This is a genomic window from Planktothrix sp. PCC 11201, from assembly GCF_900009135.1.
GTDB lineage: Bacteria > Cyanobacteriota > Cyanobacteriia > Cyanobacteriales > Microcoleaceae > Planktothrix.
On the sequence record NZ_LT797700.1, the window covers coordinates 152898 to 170733 of the forward strand.

Annotated in this window: 11 protein-coding genes and 1 pseudogene; 8 read left to right on the forward strand and 4 right to left on the reverse strand. The window is 39.5% G+C overall.

The genetic code is table 11. The annotated features are described in order from the left end of the window. The first annotated feature begins 515 nt into the window (after positions 1 to 515). Positions 516 to 2339 carry a two-component system response regulator gene (locus tag PL11201_RS10115; protein ID WP_079678458.1) on the forward strand — a complete coding sequence of 608 codons (1824 nt, stop codon included), beginning with the start codon at positions 516 to 518 and terminating at the stop codon, positions 2337 to 2339. Positions 2340 to 2470: 131 nt separating this feature from the next. Here PL11201_RS10115 and PL11201_RS10120 read toward each other — a convergent pair whose 3' ends face one another. Next, positions 2471 to 5668 carry an ATP-binding protein gene (locus PL11201_RS10120; RefSeq protein WP_079678459.1) on the reverse strand — a complete coding sequence of 1066 codons (3198 nt, stop codon included), beginning with the start codon at positions 5666 to 5668 and terminating at the stop codon, positions 2471 to 2473. Between the two features lie 233 nt (positions 5669 to 5901). Between PL11201_RS10120 and PL11201_RS10125 the strand changes: the two genes are divergently transcribed. Next, positions 5902 to 7125, forward strand: a complete 1224-nt coding sequence (locus tag PL11201_RS10125) for a bifunctional sterol desaturase/short chain dehydrogenase (protein ID WP_079678460.1) — start codon at positions 5902 to 5904, stop codon at positions 7123 to 7125. Between the two features lie 262 nt (positions 7126 to 7387). Continuing rightward, positions 7388 to 7627 (forward strand): annotated as a pseudogene (locus tag PL11201_RS10130) (DnaJ domain-containing protein); the annotation flags it as partial. Between the two features lie 8 nt (positions 7628 to 7635). Here the strand turns inward: PL11201_RS10130 and cbiE are convergent. Beyond that, the gene (gene cbiE / locus PL11201_RS10135; protein ID WP_144017721.1) at positions 7636 to 8931 is read right to left on the reverse strand and encodes a precorrin-6y C5,15-methyltransferase (decarboxylating) subunit CbiE; all 1296 of its coding nucleotides are present in this window, start codon (positions 8929 to 8931) and stop codon (positions 7636 to 7638) included. 102 nt (positions 8932 to 9033) lie between these two features. Next, entirely contained in the window at positions 9034 to 9819 is a 786-nt protein-coding gene (locus PL11201_RS10140) for a DUF1868 domain-containing protein (protein ID WP_079678462.1), read from the reverse strand. Positions 9820 to 9853: 34 nt separating this feature from the next. On the opposite strand from PL11201_RS10140, the gene holA reads away from it, so the two are divergent. From holA to PL11201_RS10165, 5 genes are all read left to right on the forward strand, one after another. Further along, on the forward strand, positions 9854 to 10855 hold the full coding sequence (holA, locus tag PL11201_RS10145; RefSeq protein ID WP_079678463.1) for a DNA polymerase III subunit delta: 1002 nt from the start codon (positions 9854 to 9856) through the stop codon (positions 10853 to 10855). Between the two features lie 83 nt (positions 10856 to 10938). Continuing rightward, complete coding sequence (locus tag PL11201_RS10150) at positions 10939 to 11922, forward strand: hypothetical protein (protein WP_079678464.1); 984 nt, start codon at positions 10939 to 10941, stop codon at positions 11920 to 11922. Positions 11923 to 12442: 520 nt separating this feature from the next. Next, positions 12443 to 15688: a diguanylate cyclase domain-containing protein gene (locus tag PL11201_RS10155; RefSeq protein ID WP_159451526.1), complete on the forward strand. Its 3246-nt coding sequence runs from the start codon at positions 12443 to 12445 to the stop codon at positions 15686 to 15688. 35 nt (positions 15689 to 15723) lie between these two features. Next, positions 15724 to 15879: a PCP reductase family protein gene (locus PL11201_RS10160; protein ID WP_026787533.1), complete on the forward strand. Its 156-nt coding sequence runs from the start codon at positions 15724 to 15726 to the stop codon at positions 15877 to 15879. Between the two features lie 46 nt (positions 15880 to 15925). Beyond that, positions 15926 to 16678, forward strand: a complete 753-nt coding sequence (locus tag PL11201_RS10165; RefSeq protein ID WP_079678466.1) for an HAD family hydrolase — start codon at positions 15926 to 15928, stop codon at positions 16676 to 16678. Between the two features lie 106 nt (positions 16679 to 16784). On the opposite strand, the gene PL11201_RS10170 is transcribed toward PL11201_RS10165, so the two are convergent. Continuing rightward, the gene (locus PL11201_RS10170; protein ID WP_079678467.1) at positions 16785 to 17810 is read right to left on the reverse strand and encodes a long-chain acyl-[acyl-carrier-protein] reductase; all 1026 of its coding nucleotides are present in this window, start codon (positions 17808 to 17810) and stop codon (positions 16785 to 16787) included. Positions 17811 to 17836 lie beyond the last annotated feature (26 nt).

Sequence of the window (17836 nt, forward strand, 5' to 3'; positions counted from 1 at the left end):
TTACGCAGCTACACTATATTTAGAGTAGCCAGGGTTAAGAATAGCATTTTCTAGTGGGACTTAGATATTTTCTCGTCGCCAAAGGGCTAAAACCCTTAAATTAATAAATACTCTTGGTTATCAAATATTCACTGTTGGCGTTAAAATTGCGACATTTAGCGAGGGAGTTGAAAGAGAAAAAAATCTGGGAAATGTTCAATCAATACAAAAACATAAGTCGATCATAGATATAACCTCTTACTCAGGTATGCGTCTAATTATTCCTAGCTTTCAAAAACTTGCCCTGCGTGCTATTCTCGTGTTTTCTTTTGTCATACAAATTTAGGATTAACGGGGTGGTTGTCTTTACGAAATGGACACAGAGCGATTAATAAAGTAGCAAGCCAATTACAAAACGAGATTAGCGATCGCATTGAGCAAGAACTATAATTCTATCAGAATCATCAAAACCTTAATAGTATTTTAAAGTTCTTGCTGATCAAAAATAACCATCAATAATTAATATAAGTAAATTTATGACAGATATGACCTATTACCCAAGTACGATTTTAGTAGTAGATGATATCCCTGCTAATTTAGGAATCTTAGCGAATTTCCTCAATGAAGCGAATTTTGAAGTTTTGGTGGCGGAAGATGCAGAAAGTGCCATGCAAAAACTAGAATATGTGATTCCTGACTTAATTTTATTAGACGTAATGATGCCAAAAATGGATGGATTTGAGATGTATGAACGATTGAAAGAAAATCCTTTATATAGTCAAATCCCAGTAATTTTTATTACGGCTCTTTCCGAAACAGATAATATTGTCAAAGGTCTTTCTTTAGGAGCAGTAGATTATATTACCAAACCTTTTCGTAAAGAAGAAGTTTTAGCTAGGATTAAAACTCATTTAGAATTGCAAATTTTAACTGCAATTCTTGAACAAAAAAATCACTGTTTATTACAAGAAATTGCCGAACACAACCAAGTTCGTACAGACTTGAATCAGTTAAATCAAGAATTAGAAATTCGAGTAAAAAAACGCACCTCTGAACTTTCTCAAACCTTGGAAGACTTACGCAGAAGTAAAGCTCAATTAGAATATAATGTCTTCCATGACTCCTTAACGGGTTTGCCAAATCGTGACTGGTTGATGAAGCGATTGCAGGAGTTAATTGCAGCTAAGGCTAGTTATTCTGTTTTATTTATTGACTTAGATCGCTTTAAAATTATTAATGATAGCCTGGGACATTTAGCCGGAGATGAGCTATTAAACTGTGTGGCAAATCGGATGCAAGGATGTTTAAAACCTTCCCAAACAGCAACGAGGATGGGTGGGGATGAATTTGTAATTTTAGTAGAAACGGAAACAGGGATTTCCGTCGCTCAACAACTATTAGAACAGTTTAAGTTACCCTTTAATTTTAATGGGGGCTACGAAGCAATTATAGAAGCGAGTATTGGCATAACTTCTAGTGTCATGGGTTATCAACAACCGATGGATATTCTTAGAGATGTAGATATTGCCATGTATCAAGCTAAAAAGCGGGGGAGTGGTAATTATCAGGTTTTTGATCCGCAAATGCAGGCCGATGTGATTACACGCTTACAATTAGAACAAGATCTGCGAAAAGCAATCTCCCAACAAGAATTTTGTTTGTACTATCAACCTATTGTTTCCCTGATCACTCAAGAAATTAAAGGTTTTGAAGCTTTAATTCGCTGGAATCATCCCGAAAAAGGCATGATTCCACCGGATGAATTTATTCCTATGGCTGAAGAAATAGGATTAATTAACCCTTTAGGTTGGTGGATTTTACGCGAAGATTGCAATCAGTTAAGACATTGGCAAGATCAATTACCTGGCGTATCTTTGACAATGAATGTTAACTTTTCTCCGCTGCAATTCCAGCAAATTAATTTATTTGAAAAGATTGCAGAAATTGTACAACAAACTGGTATAACTAAAAATACTTTAAATATAGAAATCACTGAAAGTTGTTTATTTAAAGAAGCAAATTTAAACTTTAAATTTTTAAAAAATCTTGGTGTTGGTATATGTATTGATGATTTTTGTACAGGCTACTCCTCATTAAATTTACTCAAGGATTTGCCCATTGATATTTTAAAAATTGATCGTTCCTTTTTGGAAAATCTGAATCGAAATCCCAATGATACAATTCTCATGCAAACAATTATATTATTAGGTGAAAATTTAAAAATGGAAGTTGTTGCCGAAGGAGTTGAGACTCAAGAACAAATAGAAATTCTTAGAGAACTAGGATGTATTTTCGGACAAGGTTACTTTTTTTCCCGCCCCTTAGATAGTGAGAATGCCACGCGGTTCATCGGCTTATAATTAAAATATCAGGGGATTCTCAAACATCAATTTAATTTCTATTAAGTACCTAAACAAAATTAATTACAAGTCCTTTACCCTATTCCCCGTTCCCTGTTCCCTCTCTCAACTAGGTAATTTATTTTGTGCAACTACTTATTGGGTTTATAATCATTGATAAATAATCGTAATTGTTTTTCTTGAAAACTTCCAGCTAATTCCCCTAATCGTTCGGCAAAGGGGATATATTTTGCATCTAATTTTTTTAATTGTTCCAGTTGTTTAGTAACGGCTTTTAAATTACCTCTCATTACCAAATCGTACAAAATTACAAGTTCCTCATCCGGTGGTGGTACTAAAAAAGAAACTGAATCTGATTCTACAGATTGATTGACATTTTTATCAAGTTCAACTGACTCTTGATATGTCCAAGATATCCCTAAATGCTTTTGTAATAATGCAAATAACTCGGCAGCTTGTATGGGTTTGGGTAAAAAGGCATTTGCTCCCACATCTAAACTCTTATGCTGATCAGCTTCAAATACGCTGGCGGAAGAAATGATAATCACTAAATCTTGCAATTCAGGTTGAGAGCGAAGACGACTTACTAACTCGAAACCATCCATTTCTGGCATGACTAAATCAGTAATAACGGCATTAAATTGGACAGAATTAACTTGTTCTAAAGCCTCTTGAGCATTAGCAGCTTCTAAGACTTCAAAACCCAAGGGTGCTAATAAATTAACTAGCACAGATCGGTTTTCCCACCGATCATCAACTGCGAGAATTTTCAGTTTAGTTCCCCCATAACCCGCGATCGCAGTTTTTGGCTCAATGTTGCATGATTCCCATTGACTAGCAGAAGGGATGTCTAAATCAAACCAAAACTGACTACCAGTATTTAACTGACTGTTAACTTGAATACTGCTACCCATCATTTCAACAATTTTTAAGCTAATTGCCAATCCCAAACCAGTTCCTTCTGACCTCTTATCAGTATTACCCACCTGTTCAAAAGGTTGAAAAATTTTCTGCATTTGCTCTTTACCGATACCAACTCCAGTATCTTCAATTTGAAAGCGGATAGTGTTGATAGCCTGTAATTCCTGGGTATTAGGTTCTAAGGGTACTAATTTTATCAGTTGAACTTTGAAAGTAACGCCTCCACAATCAGTAAATTTAACCGCATTACCCAAGAGATTAATTAAAACCTGCCTTAAGCGTTTTTCGTCCCCGTGCAAGTTGTCGGGTAAAGAAAAGTCAAATTCACAAGTAAAACTGATAGCTTTTTGTTCTGCTCTGAGACGAAAGATTTGGCTAACATCCTCTAAAAATGCCCCAAAATTAAATGGCGTTGGGTAAAATTCTATTTTTCCAGCCTCGATTTTAGAAAAGTCGAGAATGTCATTAATTAAAGTAAGTAAATGAGAACCACATTGATAAATAATTTTTACGCTGAGCACATTTTGAGAGTCTAAATTTTTTGCACCCATGAGGATTTGAGCATAGCCTAAAATCCCATTCAGGGGAGTGCGTAATTCGTGGCTCATGTTTGCCAAAAATTCACTTTTGGCTTTATTCGCAGCGTCAGCAGTTTCCTTGGCTATTTGCAATTCTATTTCTGTTTGTTTGCGATCTGTAAGATCGGTATGAGAACCAAGTAAACGCATGGGTTTGCCTTCTGCATCTCGCTCGACAATCCGACCTCGTGATAGTATCCATCTGTAGCTACCATTTTTGTGCCACATCCGAAATTCGCAACTATAAGGTTCATTACAGTCACTTTTTAAATGCTCTCCTAAAAAGTCTAATACCTGGTGCAAATCATCGGAGTGAACCAGTGTTTCCCAAGAACTAAATAGGTTAGGAATTTCCTTGTCTTCATAGCCTAGCATGGCTTTCCATTGGGGTGAAAAATAGATCGTATCGGTTGTGATTTGCCAGTCCCAGATGCCTTCATTCACACTTTCTAAAGTTAGTTGATATCTTTGTTCACTTTTCTTGAGTATCTCTTGTATTTCTTGGCGATCGCGTATTTCTTGCTCTAATTCTTGGGTTCTTTCGGCAACTTTTTGTTCTAAGGAGTGCGAATAATCTTCTAATTGCTCGTAAAACTGCTTGAGTTTCTGACTCATAAGATTAAAAGCAGTAGCTAAAGCATTGACTTCTTCAATGGCGGAAGTATTTATTGTTTGATCGAAATTACTATCAGCTATTTCCCTTGCTGCTATACCCAAATTTTGAATGGGTTTAGTAATCCATGCAGAAGTGACAATTCCCGAAATAATTGCCAAAAATAACGCTAAAAAACATAGTAAAATTGTTGTCTGTTTGCTGGCATTAATTTCTTCCATAAAATCGTTTTCTGGAATGGCAATTACAATTAACCAATCAATACCTTTACCGTCTCGAAAAGGAACAACTTGTACAAATTGTTTTTGTCCATTGATAAAAAAAATCAACTTTTGAGAACTTTGAATAGAATTGAGATTTTTAAATTTTGTTACTAAATAGTTGGCGGTAGCTTGGGTTAAAATATTTTTGCTATCGGTGGCTAAAAATCTTTGTTTATTGCGGTATGGCTTTTCTGACGTAGAAGTAGCCACTAGCATTCCGCTTCTTTCCATAATAAAAGTTTGTCCCGTTTTTCCTACTTTTAAATCTTGCAAAAAATTCCCAATCAAGGATAAACGTAGAACTGCAAATAAGGCTCCAGTAATTTTTCCATTTCGATCAAAAAGAGGCTGATTAGCTGTAATTATTGGAGTGTTAACAATATCACCAAAATCAATTTTACTCCAAGTATTTTTCCCAGATTTTGCGGCTTGTTTGTAGATTTTAATATTTCGCGGATCGAAATTTTTAAATACTTTAATTAATTTGGTTCTTTCACCCTTAGTCCCAGCCAAGTAAATATATAGCTGATTCGGCTTCGTTGTACTTGTTGCTTGAATTAATACTTGTCCTTCTTCGTTACTATTAATAGCTATACCCTGACCTTTTTCAGTAATCATTACCATGCCATTGACGTTATGAAAATTATTTTTTTGTCGCCAGAAATTACGCTCCCATGCTGTCAGGTCTTCTGTGTTTAATTGACCTAGACTAATAGCATCAGCATTAATTTGATTAACTAAACGAGGTGTGGCTAAATAGCTATGTAAATTTTGTTCAATTCTCGTGGCAATTTCACCGCGCAACTGTTCCGCCAGATCATTAACAGCTTTCTCTCCATTTTTTAGCGAAAAATACCCCGTTAATCCCACAAAGGCAAAGATTTGTAAAATAAAAGGAACAATTAAGACACCGCGTAACGGAATTTTCCGAGAATTATCAATATTTTGATCCATAATGCAAAAAATGTGTTGATCCACACTCTACATATCACAGGACTTAGGCAATTACACCATATATAGCGCGCAAAAACCGAGTCTACATAATATATAGCAATTACACAATGACCCCAAAATCTATAATTTGGGTTGCCCCCCATAAAATTAGAACCAAATTTGACTACAATTGGAGTCGAGTCTTGCTAATCGTGGGCAGGAAACTTGCGAATTAAAGGTGTGAGTGATTGGATATGGTAACGGTTTGGATTGGGAATTTGGCTTGGGGAGTGGGTTCTATCGTCGGAGCAGAAATGGTAAGGGATCTTTATCATGTCGCGGCTCATGTTTTCCCGCCCTTAATTCGTTTACACAATTGGCATCATCGGGTATTCCGCCCAGATTTAACTCCCGTGAGTCAGGAAATTTATCGCCAAGCCCATTGGTATAATGATGTCCCCGAAGCCGGGGTGATGTTCAGTTTCAGTTTGATATTTCTGGCGATCGCCCATATTTACACCCCCGAACACCAGGGATTTGCCCTTCTCGGTTGTCTTTATACCCTCAGTTTCCTATTCTCCGCCATTGCCCGAGGTTTGGGAATTCCCAATGCGGATCAATTGACGGATTTGACCCATACTCCCGGGGAATTTGACCGTCCTCCCGCTCCTTGGATGGTGAATCGAACTTACCATTGGCGGCATCATTTTGATAATCAAAATGCCTATTTTTGTGGAACTTTGACTTTATTAGATAAAATCATGGGAACGGCACTTTCACTCAAGGGAAAAACCGTTGCTGTGACTGGAGCATCGGGAACTCTCGGACAAGCTCTTTTATTTCATCTCCATGCTCAAGGGGCAAAAGTTCTGGCTTTGACCTCCGGTGACCAACCCTTGAGTTTAACGGTTGAGGGGGAAACAATCCCGATCAAAACCGTAACTTGGCAAGTCGGACAGGAACAACAATTAGGGGAGTTATTGCAAAAAGTAGATATTTTAATTATTAATCATGGAATTAATGTTCACGGTCAAAGGACTCAAGATGCGATCAGTCAATCCTATGAGGTGAATACGTTTTCCGGTTGGCGTCTATTAGAATTGTTCCTGAGTACCGTTAAAACTAACGCTGATATTGCTAAAAAGGAAGTTTGGGTGAATACATCGGAAGCAGAGGTTGGGCCAGCTTTAAGCCCCCTCTACGAACTGAGTAAACGGACTTTAGGAGATTTAATTACCCTGCGTCGTTTGGATGCACCCTGCGTGATTCGTAAATTAATTTTAGGGCCATTCAAAAGTAACTTAAACCCGATTGGGGTGATGTCTCCTAACTGGGTTGCTAAACAAGTGATTAAACAGGCTCAAGCAGATGTTCGTAATATCATTGTTACGATTAATCCTTTAACTTTTATTGCTTTCCCGATTAAACAATTCTGGGTTTCTACTTATTTTAAATTGTTTAGTCGCCAGCCTAATTAGGGAATTACGAATTACGAATTACGAATTACGAATGGGTTATGAGTTATGGGTAATAGAAAGAGTTTACCTCCCCTGCTCCCCTACTCCCCCTACTTCCCCTGCTCCCCCTGCCTCCCCTGCTCCCCAGGTTCGGAAATTGCGATCGCAAAATCAGCAACAACCGAACGTAATCCTGTTAATAACTTTGATACCCTATAGGTTAGGGAGCATACTATCCAACAACGAGTAGCCTAGGGATCACTGTATTGAGGAGAGGGGAAGAATGTCTGCGACTGACTATAAAGACTACTACACGACTTTAGGACTCAATAAAACCGCGACGGCCGATGATATCAAAAAAGCCTATCGGAAACTAGCCCGCAAATATCACCCCGACATGAATCCGGGGAATAAACAAGCTGAGGCGAGTTTCAAGGATGTCAACGAAGCCTACGAGGTGTTATCCGACGCCGATAAACGCCGCAAATATGATCAGTTTGGTCAATATTGGAATCAAGCCGGGGCCACANCCTAAGCAAATAAACTATGGTGAGTAATCGTTAAAAGGGTGACGGGGTTGCAGGAAGAAAAACGGGTTAAATGATTAATGGGAACCCCCTGAGATAACTGGACATTGAGAATTCGATGACTCCAACTCCCCTCAATACGTTGTCGTTGTTCTAACCAATTTAAAGCCGCGTTTAAATGTTCAATGGTTTCTAAGGCTAAAACAATTACACCACCAGGACTTAAACGAATACTACAAATCCCTAATATTTCGCCTAAATTTTTTTCACATCCCCCCATAAAAATTCGATTAGGAGAACGTAAATGATGTAAAATATCTGGGGCTTCTCCATGAATTGAAATCATATTATTCACTTGAAACCGTTGGCGATTTTGTTCAATTAAGCTGGTTCCGACCGCTGTTTTTTCAATTGCATAAATGGTAGAATCAGGAAAAATACGAGCAATTTCTATAGAAACTGAACCCATTCCGGCGCCAATATCCCAGATTGTTTGTTTGGGTTGTAATCCTAATTCTCCCAAGATTAAACTCCTCACTTCCCTTTTTGTCATTAGTTCGGGGCGATCGCTATAACTTAAAAATAGTTGATCCCGAATGCCAAAAGTCGGAAGTTTAGATACATCTAAGGGTTCTAGGGATGATCGAGATTGACGTAGTAAGATAACAATATTTAAGGGTGAAAAAACTTGATTTTTTAGTATTTCTATATCCCATTGTTGCACCTTTTCATCCCTTCCCCCTAAATTTTCACAAACCCAAAATTGATAACAATTAGGTAAATCTAAACTTCTGATTAATTGGGCGATCGCGAAGGGATTATAAATAGTATCCGTTAAAATTGCTATTTTTTCTATCCCCTGTTGTAAGGCTTGGATTAAGGTTTCCATCGCCGGACTCTGGGCTCGGAGAATTTGAGCATCTTGCCAAGGGGTTTTAATCCGATTAAAGGCTAACTGAATCGAACTAACATGGGGATGAAAGGTTAATTGTTCGGGGGAAAATTCGGCTATCAATAAATGACCTAACCCAAAAAATAACGGATCACCCGCTACCAAAATTACAATATAATTATTACTAGATTGTTTATTTTCGACTTCCCATCTAATCAGTTGTTGACGAATGGCGACAATGGTTTCTGTTAAATCTCCCAAGGTTAACTGGGTGGCTAAATGTTCAGGAAAATAACTTAAATGGCGATCGCGTCCGACTAATACCGTCGCTCCCATAATTAAATTAAGCACAGACTCACTCAGTCCTGATGCCCCTTCTAACCCAATTCCAATAACATGAATCATCAATCAGGATTTCCTATTGCCCGTTGCCCTTTCCCCGTCCCTTCTTCAACAGGTGTTGATCGTTAGAGATTAACCATCAACACCCGAACAACCAATCACTAACCCCTAGGATTTAAACTCTAAAACGGGCCAGTTTGGTTCTCGATAATAGCGATTCATGTCGTCAAATTTGCGGAGTTCGGCTCGGTTAACCCAGATTTCTTGAGTTGAATCCAACCATTGTTGATTAAAAGAAGATAGAATATTACAAAAATTTGCCCGATCTAAATCTTCAGGAATACTTCCGAAATAACCCAAGGTAATGTGCGCCGTTAGATAATATTGTTGATCGACACCTAACGGAATTAAACCCGGATTTTGATAGATAGATCGGCGAAATTCAAGAGTTTTTTGATAGGACTCTTGATCTCGGGGAACCAAGCAAACGGCAATCGCCCTTGGTAATAACATAAAACCAAAAATTTGCCAACGGATACCCGGAGAAATCGGGGTTGATTTAAACGTCTCAAAAGATTGAGCGATCGCTTCATGCAAATTCGGCTCAAAATTAGGATCTTGACTAGCATCTCGATAGGCACTGTCCCAGACCAAATCAGCCAGGGTAAAATGTAAACTATCCGGGGGGATAGTAATTAAAAAATCAGGATCAAACTTTTCACCCAGTTGCTGTTGACAATCTTGGAGATTTTGATAGAACTCTTGATTATCCAAGTCTTCCGCCGCCGGAGGCGTAATCACGGTATAACCAGGGAAAGGTACAGCTTGGCGTCTACCCTGGGAGTCGGGTTTAAACTTAGGGGACTCCTGGATATACTCCAACTGAGAGTGATAGGATTCTGGCAGCGTTAACCGCGCCACCCGATTCACATAAACTTGATAAGTATCGTCCAATTTTAATCGCCTCTTTTGAAAAAATTAAGTTATTATGCCAATCTACCTATACTGGGGAGACGATGACTTTTCCTTATTGCAAGCGGTGGAACGATTGCGATCGGCCGTCGTTGATCCCAGTTGGGATAGTTTCAATTCTGACAGAATTGTGTCCGATCAAGCAAATTCTATCGCAATGGGACTCAATCAAGCCATGACTCCCCCGTTTGGGTTGGGTGGACGCTTTGTTTGGTTGGCCGATACCCCCCTGATGCAGCAATGCCCGACGGAGGTTTATCAGGAATTAGAACGAACCCTGCCCGCAATCCCCGATACCACCACCTTACTATTAACCAGTGCTAACAAACCCGATGGTCGGCTAAAATCTACCAAGTTCCTAGAAGACCAGATTCGTAAATCCAAAGGAGAAGTGCGGGAATTTTCGCGGATTAAACCCTGGGAAACCGACAAGTTAGAACAGCAAGTTAGAACCCTGGCCACCGAACGCGGGGTAAAACTGACCCCCAATGGTATCGCTCTCCTGGCGGAGTTAGTCGGAAATGATATCCGACAACTGTATAACGAATTGGAAAAACTCCAACTCTTTAGTGGAAAGACTCATCAACCCTTGAGTGTGGAGGACATTTCCCGATTAGTTCAGTCCAATACTCAAAACAGCCTAAAACTTGCCACTTGTATTAAAGCCGGACAAACTAGCGAAGCCCTAGAGTTAATTGCCGATCTACTTTTACATAATGAACCCGCCCTGAAAATTGTGGCAACTTTAGTTAGTCAGTTTCGGACTTGGTTATGGATTAAATTAATGATGGAAACCGGAGTTCGGGATAAAGTCGAAATTGCTAAAACCGCCGAAATTGGCAACCCTAACCGGGTATTTTTCCTGCAAAAAGAAGTCCAAACTCCCACACTCAAGCAATTTCAACAGAGTTTACCCCTATTGCTTCAGCTAGAAGCCCATCTGAAACGGGGTGGAGAGGAACTTTCGACCCTACAAACCCAGATTATTGAATTGTGTCGTCTATTTCAACGGGGATAAAAGTTCTAATTTTCAGAAAATAGTTGCACAGCGATTAATGAGTGATACTATCATTGTCATGGACAGGTGAAATCATTTTAGCTATGTCATCACAAGATCAAAGCCCACGGGAACTGGCTAAACAGGGCGATCCCAAGGTGATCGCAGACGCGATTAACCGTTCCCTAAAATCTAAAGGAATTAATGCCGATGTCATGCGGGATAACGGCTGTCTCCATGTCATGATGGAGGGGGATCAGGTTCCTCACTATCAAAAAGATTTGGTTAAATTAGTCCGAAATGGTATGGATCGCCTCGGTGTTGAAACGATTTACACCGTTCGGGTTTATGGGCGTCAGTTCGGAGATGATTTACCCGTTTGGGAAGAAGAAATTGTTCTGAGAACGCCACCGGAACCCGTGATCAGGCCAGTTGCTGATGTCTTTTTGGATGAATCTTCCGTGCCTTTGGTGGATGATGAAGATGAAGACTACAATATTGACGACGAAATTATCGATGATGACGAAATTATCGATGATGATGAATATTTGCCCGACCATAATAATAATGTAGCAGCCGCCTACAATCCCGAGGAGGATGATGATCCCGATGAGGAAATTGAGGAAACTACTCGACAGGTTGAACCCAAAAAGCCCAAAAGCAAGGTTTTACCGTTGATGATCTTGTTCGGGGTTTTAGCGGTTTTGGCCATCTTGGGGGGATTGCATTTTGCCGGAATCTTCCGCTTACCCTTCCTCCCCACAGGTTCCTCCTCCTCTCCAGAGTCCTCCGATACTTCATCTACTCCTTCGACTGCCACCTCTCCTAAACCGCCTGCTTCTCCAGCCACACCAGTTGATCCATTTTCTGAAGCAGTTAAAACCGCAACCACTACCGCAAATTTAGCTCAAAAAGCCCAAACCCGCGCGGAATGGACAAAAGTGGCAACGGAATGGAAACGGGCTAGTGAGTTGATGAAAAAGGTTCCTAACTCCCATCCTAAGTTTACGGTGGCTGAAGATAGGGCCGTTCAATATGCTAATAATCAGAAGATAGCGGAACAAAAAGCTGCTGCTACTCCCAATTAAAATATAGTTGATGGTTTCTATTTTAACTGTATTTCAATTCGGAGATGTGATCAGAATTTTTTTCTGGTAAGGTTATTTATCTGGGTATAAAAAACAATAGTAATACTAAAAAAGCAGGGAAAACTGATACCTACCCGCCTTTTTTTTAGGCAATCTTGCTATGGGCAATAGGTAGTATAGCAAGAGGCAATAGGGAATAGGCAATCTCGCTATAGGTAAATACTTACTGTGAGAAGCTTTTAGCTTTCAAGAATGTCCTAATAGATGTGGCGACTGCTATACCTAATTAAAGATTGAGCCAGTGTATTATTTGGCCCGGGAGCAATTGTAAATTTTTAATAAAGTGCAGACCCCTTTTCATTAAGTTTTCATCAAATTTTGATGAAGTTTTAAACCGAATCGATGCAGGGAAAGGGGCAGTGGTTAATAATAAAGATATAAGTCTTCTACTACTATCATGGTCTTTGGTGATCTTCTATTGGTATCCCAACTTACTTCAGAGCAAACCCTGAATCAAATCATGACACTTACGCAGAAAATTCACCAACAGCTTGAATTAGGTGAAGTTTTAGACGTAACGGTCAAAGGAATTAGGGCAATCTTGGGTTGTGATCGGGCTGTGGTCTATCGTTTCTTACCTGATGGCGATGGGGTCGTAGCAGAAGAATCCGTCAGTCCTGAAGGGATACCAATTTTAGGACAACTAATCTATGATCCCTGCTTTCAAGCCAAGTGGGTAGACCTCTATCGTCGAGGACAGATTAGCTCAATTGAAGATGTAGAGACTAAGCCGCTTCAAGCTTGTTACAAAGAGCTTTTACAACGATTACAAATCCGCGCCAATCTGGTTGTCCCGATTTTACTCCTGAGATCTCCATCGCCTCAAACTTCTCCAACCTTACCCGAGCTTTGGGGTTTATTGATTGTTCATCAATGTCAAAGTTCCCGTCAGTGGACAACCCTAGACATTAAATTTATGCAACACATGGCGATGCAATTAGGAATTGCTATTCAATATAGAGAAGCTGATCACCATCTCCGGCAATTATATCAACAAAAATCGCAAAGAATATCACTACCTATCCAAGAAATAAACGCCAGACCCGATTGCCAATGTTCTCATCTTGATGACGAATATTTAACTGAAAAATCTAATAATGCTATATCAATTCTGGAATTAAATGGGCTAGATCGACTCCAAACCCCAGTCTGGATTTTTGATATTGAGAATTTACAAATGTGGTGGGCTAACCCTGCCGCACTTCATATCTGGAATGCTACTGATCGAGAAGAATTAATTCAACGTAATTTTCAGGATATTTCAGAAGCTACTCGCATTCGTTTAAACGCTTATTTACAACAATTTAAATACAAAAAAAATATCACCGAAACCTGGACATTTTACCCCCAAGGTAAACCGATATCAGTTCGTTGTACTTGTTCTGGAATTCAGATTGAAACGGGTCGGATAGCAATGTTAGTGGAAGGGATTACAGAAGTTGCTAATCAAAGCTCTCCTGAAACCCTGCGGGCGATTGAAGTCCTGAATCATACCACCGTGATGATTTCCCTATATACCCTGGAGGGTGTCCCCTTAATGCAAAATCCCTCCGCTCTTGAGTGTTATGGCGATACCCTCTATCCCAATCTCAATCATGATAATGCCTTTGCCCGCCATTTTGTCGATCCTAAGATTGGAGAAACCGCGATCGTAACCGCCCAGTCCGGGGCAATTTTTAGTATTGAGACTCAGGTTTATACTTTAAATGGTATTCGTTGGCATGGTTTAGATGTGCGTTGTACCCGTGATCCAGTAACAGGAAATGCCATGCTTCTTGTGAATGAAAAAGATATTACAGAACAGCAAACTGCTTTGATTGAACATCTGCATACTGAACAAGAATTGCGCTGGAAAGAAGCCTTATTACGTTCGATGACGGATACGTCTAACTTGGCATTTTTTGTTGTTGATAATCAAACGGATAATATTCTCTATTTTAATCATCTTTTTTGTAAAATTTGGGGAATTGAACACTTAGAAATTCAGATGTTAGCAGGAGTTTTAAAAAACAAGGATATTATTCCCGATTGTATTCCTTTAATTGCTGATGTTCCTGCCTTTACCGAGTCCTGTAAACCCTTGCAATCACAAGACAATCGGGCGGTAATTGAGGATACAATTGCTTTTTCTGATGGGCGTACTATTCGCCGTTTTTCTAGTCAAATTCGAGATCAAGACGATCACTATTTTGGACGGTTATATATTTTTGAGGATATTAGCGATCGCCAACAGGTAGAAATCAATCTGAAGGAAAGTGAAGAACGTTATCGCTCTGTGATTGCAGCCATGGCTGAAGGTATTGTCCTCCAGCAAGTCGATGGTCAGATCACCGCCTGTAATCAAAGTGCGGAAGATATTTTAGGGTTAACGACCGACCAGATGATGGGCTTAACTTCCATTGACCCCCAGTGGCGAGCCATTCAAGAGGATGGTTCAAATTTTCCTGGAGAAAACCATCCAGCGATGGTCACTTTACAAACAGGAAAGCCTCAATTTAATGTGATTATGGGAGTATATAAACCCGATAAAAATTTAACCTGGATTTCGATTAATTCCCAACCCTTATTTCATCCCGACTCACCCCAACCCTATGCAGTGGTGGCTTCTTTTACCAATATTACGGCGCGTAAACAAGTGGAAGAAACCTTAAAACAACAGGCTGAAGGGGAACGGATGATTTATACCATTACCCAACGAATTCGTCAGTCTTTGGATTTAGATGAAATTCTGCAAACCACTACCGCCGAGGTGCGTCAGTTCCTACAGACAGATCGGGTGATCATTTACCGTTTCAATTCCGACTGGGGTGGTATGGTGGTTAAAGAATCTGTAAGTCCTGGGACAAAAGCTATTCTGAAAATGGAAATTACCGATAGCTATTTTGTGGAAAATCAGGGACAATACTATTGGAAAAACACGATTAAAGCGACTCCTGATATTTATACCGCCGGGCTTACTCCCTGTCATTTGGAATTATTAGAACTTTTACAAGTACGAGCAAAATTAGTGGTTCCGATTATCTTACAAACCCAGGGTTTATGGGGGCTATTAGTCGTCCATGATTGTACTCAGCCGCGGGAATGGCAAACCCTAGAAATTGAACTGACGCAGCAATTAGCAATTCAGTTAGCGATCGCCATTCACCAATCAGAACTTCATCAACAATTACAACTGGCTAATCAACAATTACAAAATTTAGCCATGGTTGATCAACTGACCCAAATTGCTAATCGTCGCTGTTTTGATGATATCTTAAATCAAGAATGGCATCATTTAATCCGAGAGCAACGCCCGCTTTCCTTATTGCTTTGTGATATTGATTATTTCAAGCAATATAATGATACCTACGGACATTCTCAAGGTGATACCTGTTTACAACGGGTTGCTCAGGCTTTGCAACAGGGTGTTCAGCGTTCCATTGATTTAGTTGCCCGTTATGGGGGGGAAGAATTTGTGGTAATTTTACCTCACACTGATCGGGAAGGGGCGTTGCAAGTGGCTCAGAAAATTCAAGATGTCCTTGAACAGTTTAATCTACCCCATCGTAGTTCTAACGTTGCTGACCGGGTAACCATGAGTATTGGGATTTGTACTTTAATTCCTACGGTCGAGCGGTTTCCTTTGGATTTAATTAATGCTGCGGATCATGCTCTATATCAGGCGAAAACCCAGGGACGAAATCGGGCCGTTGTCAGTATATTATAGATTGAGATGATTTTTTGTATTTTTTAATTAATTCTATGGAATGGACAGCAGAAGCCGAAACTCGTTTGAAAGAAATTCCCTTTTTTGTCCGTCCAGCGGCTCGGAAAAAGATTGAAAAGTTTGCTCAGGAATTAGGCGTTACTCAAATTACTGTTGAGGTTTATGAGCAGGCTAAACAAAAATTTAATTAATAGGGAATAGGGAATAGGGAATAGGAAAAATATTGAATTTAAGATTATGGGAAAACTCAAAGCGGTGATTTTTGATGTGGATGGTACTTTAGCGGATACGGAACGGGATGGCCATAGAATTGCTTTTAATCAAGCCTTTTCTCAGGTGGGTTTGTCTTGGAATTGGTCTGTAGATTTGTATAGTAAATTATTAGCAATTGGCGGGGGAAAAGAGCGAATTCGTTATTATATTGAACAGTATGAACCAGACTTTTTATTAACAGACAACTTAAATGATTTAATTAGGGATCTACATCAGTTAAAAAATGAATATTATCGAAAATTATTAGATCAGGGTTCAATTCCTTTGCGTCCTGGGGTACAACGGTTGATTCAAGAAGCCCAGGAAGGAGGAATGAGGTTAGCGATCGCTACAACCAGTGCTTTACCGAATGTTTTAGCCTTATTAGAAAATACAGCCATTCATCCCAATTGGTTTGAAATTATTGCCGCAGGGGATATTGTTCCTGCAAAAAAACCTGCCCCGGATATTTATTTTTATGTCTTGGAAAAATTAGGATTAAATGCAGCAGATTGTTTAGTATTTGAAGACTCCTATCATGGATTTTCAGCTTCTAAACAAGCGGGATTAAAAACAATTATTACCGTCAATGATTATACCAAAAATCAAGATTTTACCGATGCTTTATTAGTTGTAAATCATCTGGGTGAACCCGAACAACCTTTTACGGTCTTAGCGGGGAAGATTCCCGAAAAATGCTATTTAGATTTAGCCTTAATATCCTCTTACTTCTCTTGAAAAATTGAACTAACAGGACTAATAACTGATAACTCTTAAACTGATAACTCCTAAACTGATAACTCTTAAACTGATGACTCTTAAACTGATGACTGATGACTGATTCCTACAGTGGTAAAGCTAAAGGTTTAAACCCATGTTTGACTGAAACCTCACCAATTTTTTCCATTTTCTCAACAGTAATTTGATTGCGACCCCAGGAAAAATTAGTATAAATTTTCTCAAATTCCAGTAACATTGATTCTGCAAAACAGGCAAAGAGTTGACGTCCGGGTAACTTCATATTGACAATTTTCATAATTTTCCAGTCAATATCAAGGGCGTGTTCCACAATTCCGCCGTCTAAAACGTAAATTTCAGGATGTTGAATTTTTGTGGCTAAATTCTTGGGATAACCTCCATCAATGAGCAAACAGGGTTTTTTTAGGGTATCGGGATTGATTTCTACCCCCCGGGGCATACTCGCCACCCAAACAATAATATCCGCTTGGGGTAAGGCTTCTTCTAATCCCATAATTTTTCCCCGTCCTAACTCCTCCTGTAAAGCATTAAGACGTTCCTTATCCCGGGCAATTAATAACAATTCTCCGGCCTCTGTGTGGCTATTGAGCCAACGACAAACCGCACTGCCAATATCCCCTGTGGCTCCACAAACGGCAACGGTAGCCTTAGTTAAATCAATCCCTAACCGAGCCGCTGCATTTTCTACCTGACGACAGATAATATAGGCGGTGTGAGTATTTCCGGTGGTAAACCGCTCAAACTCTAACTTAATATTCCGAACCTGTTGAATTTGTTCTAAGTTAAAATTTTCAAAAATAATTGAGGAAAATCCCCCTAAAGCTGTGATATTAATTCCATTTTTTTGAGCATGAGCCATCGCATTAATAATTTTGCGAGTAGCGGCTTTGATGCGACGACTGGCTAACATTTCGGGCAAAAAACAAGACTCTACATATTTGCCTTCAATGATTTGACCTGTAATACTCGTGACTTTGATATCATCAACGATTTGAGGCGGAGCGCTGCACCAAAAATCTAACCCTTGGTCAGCATATTCAGGATATCCTAAATCTCTGGCAACGGCTTGGGCGTGTTCTAAACTGGTAAGATGACCGATTAAACCAAACATGATTCAACTATAGATTTTAATATGGA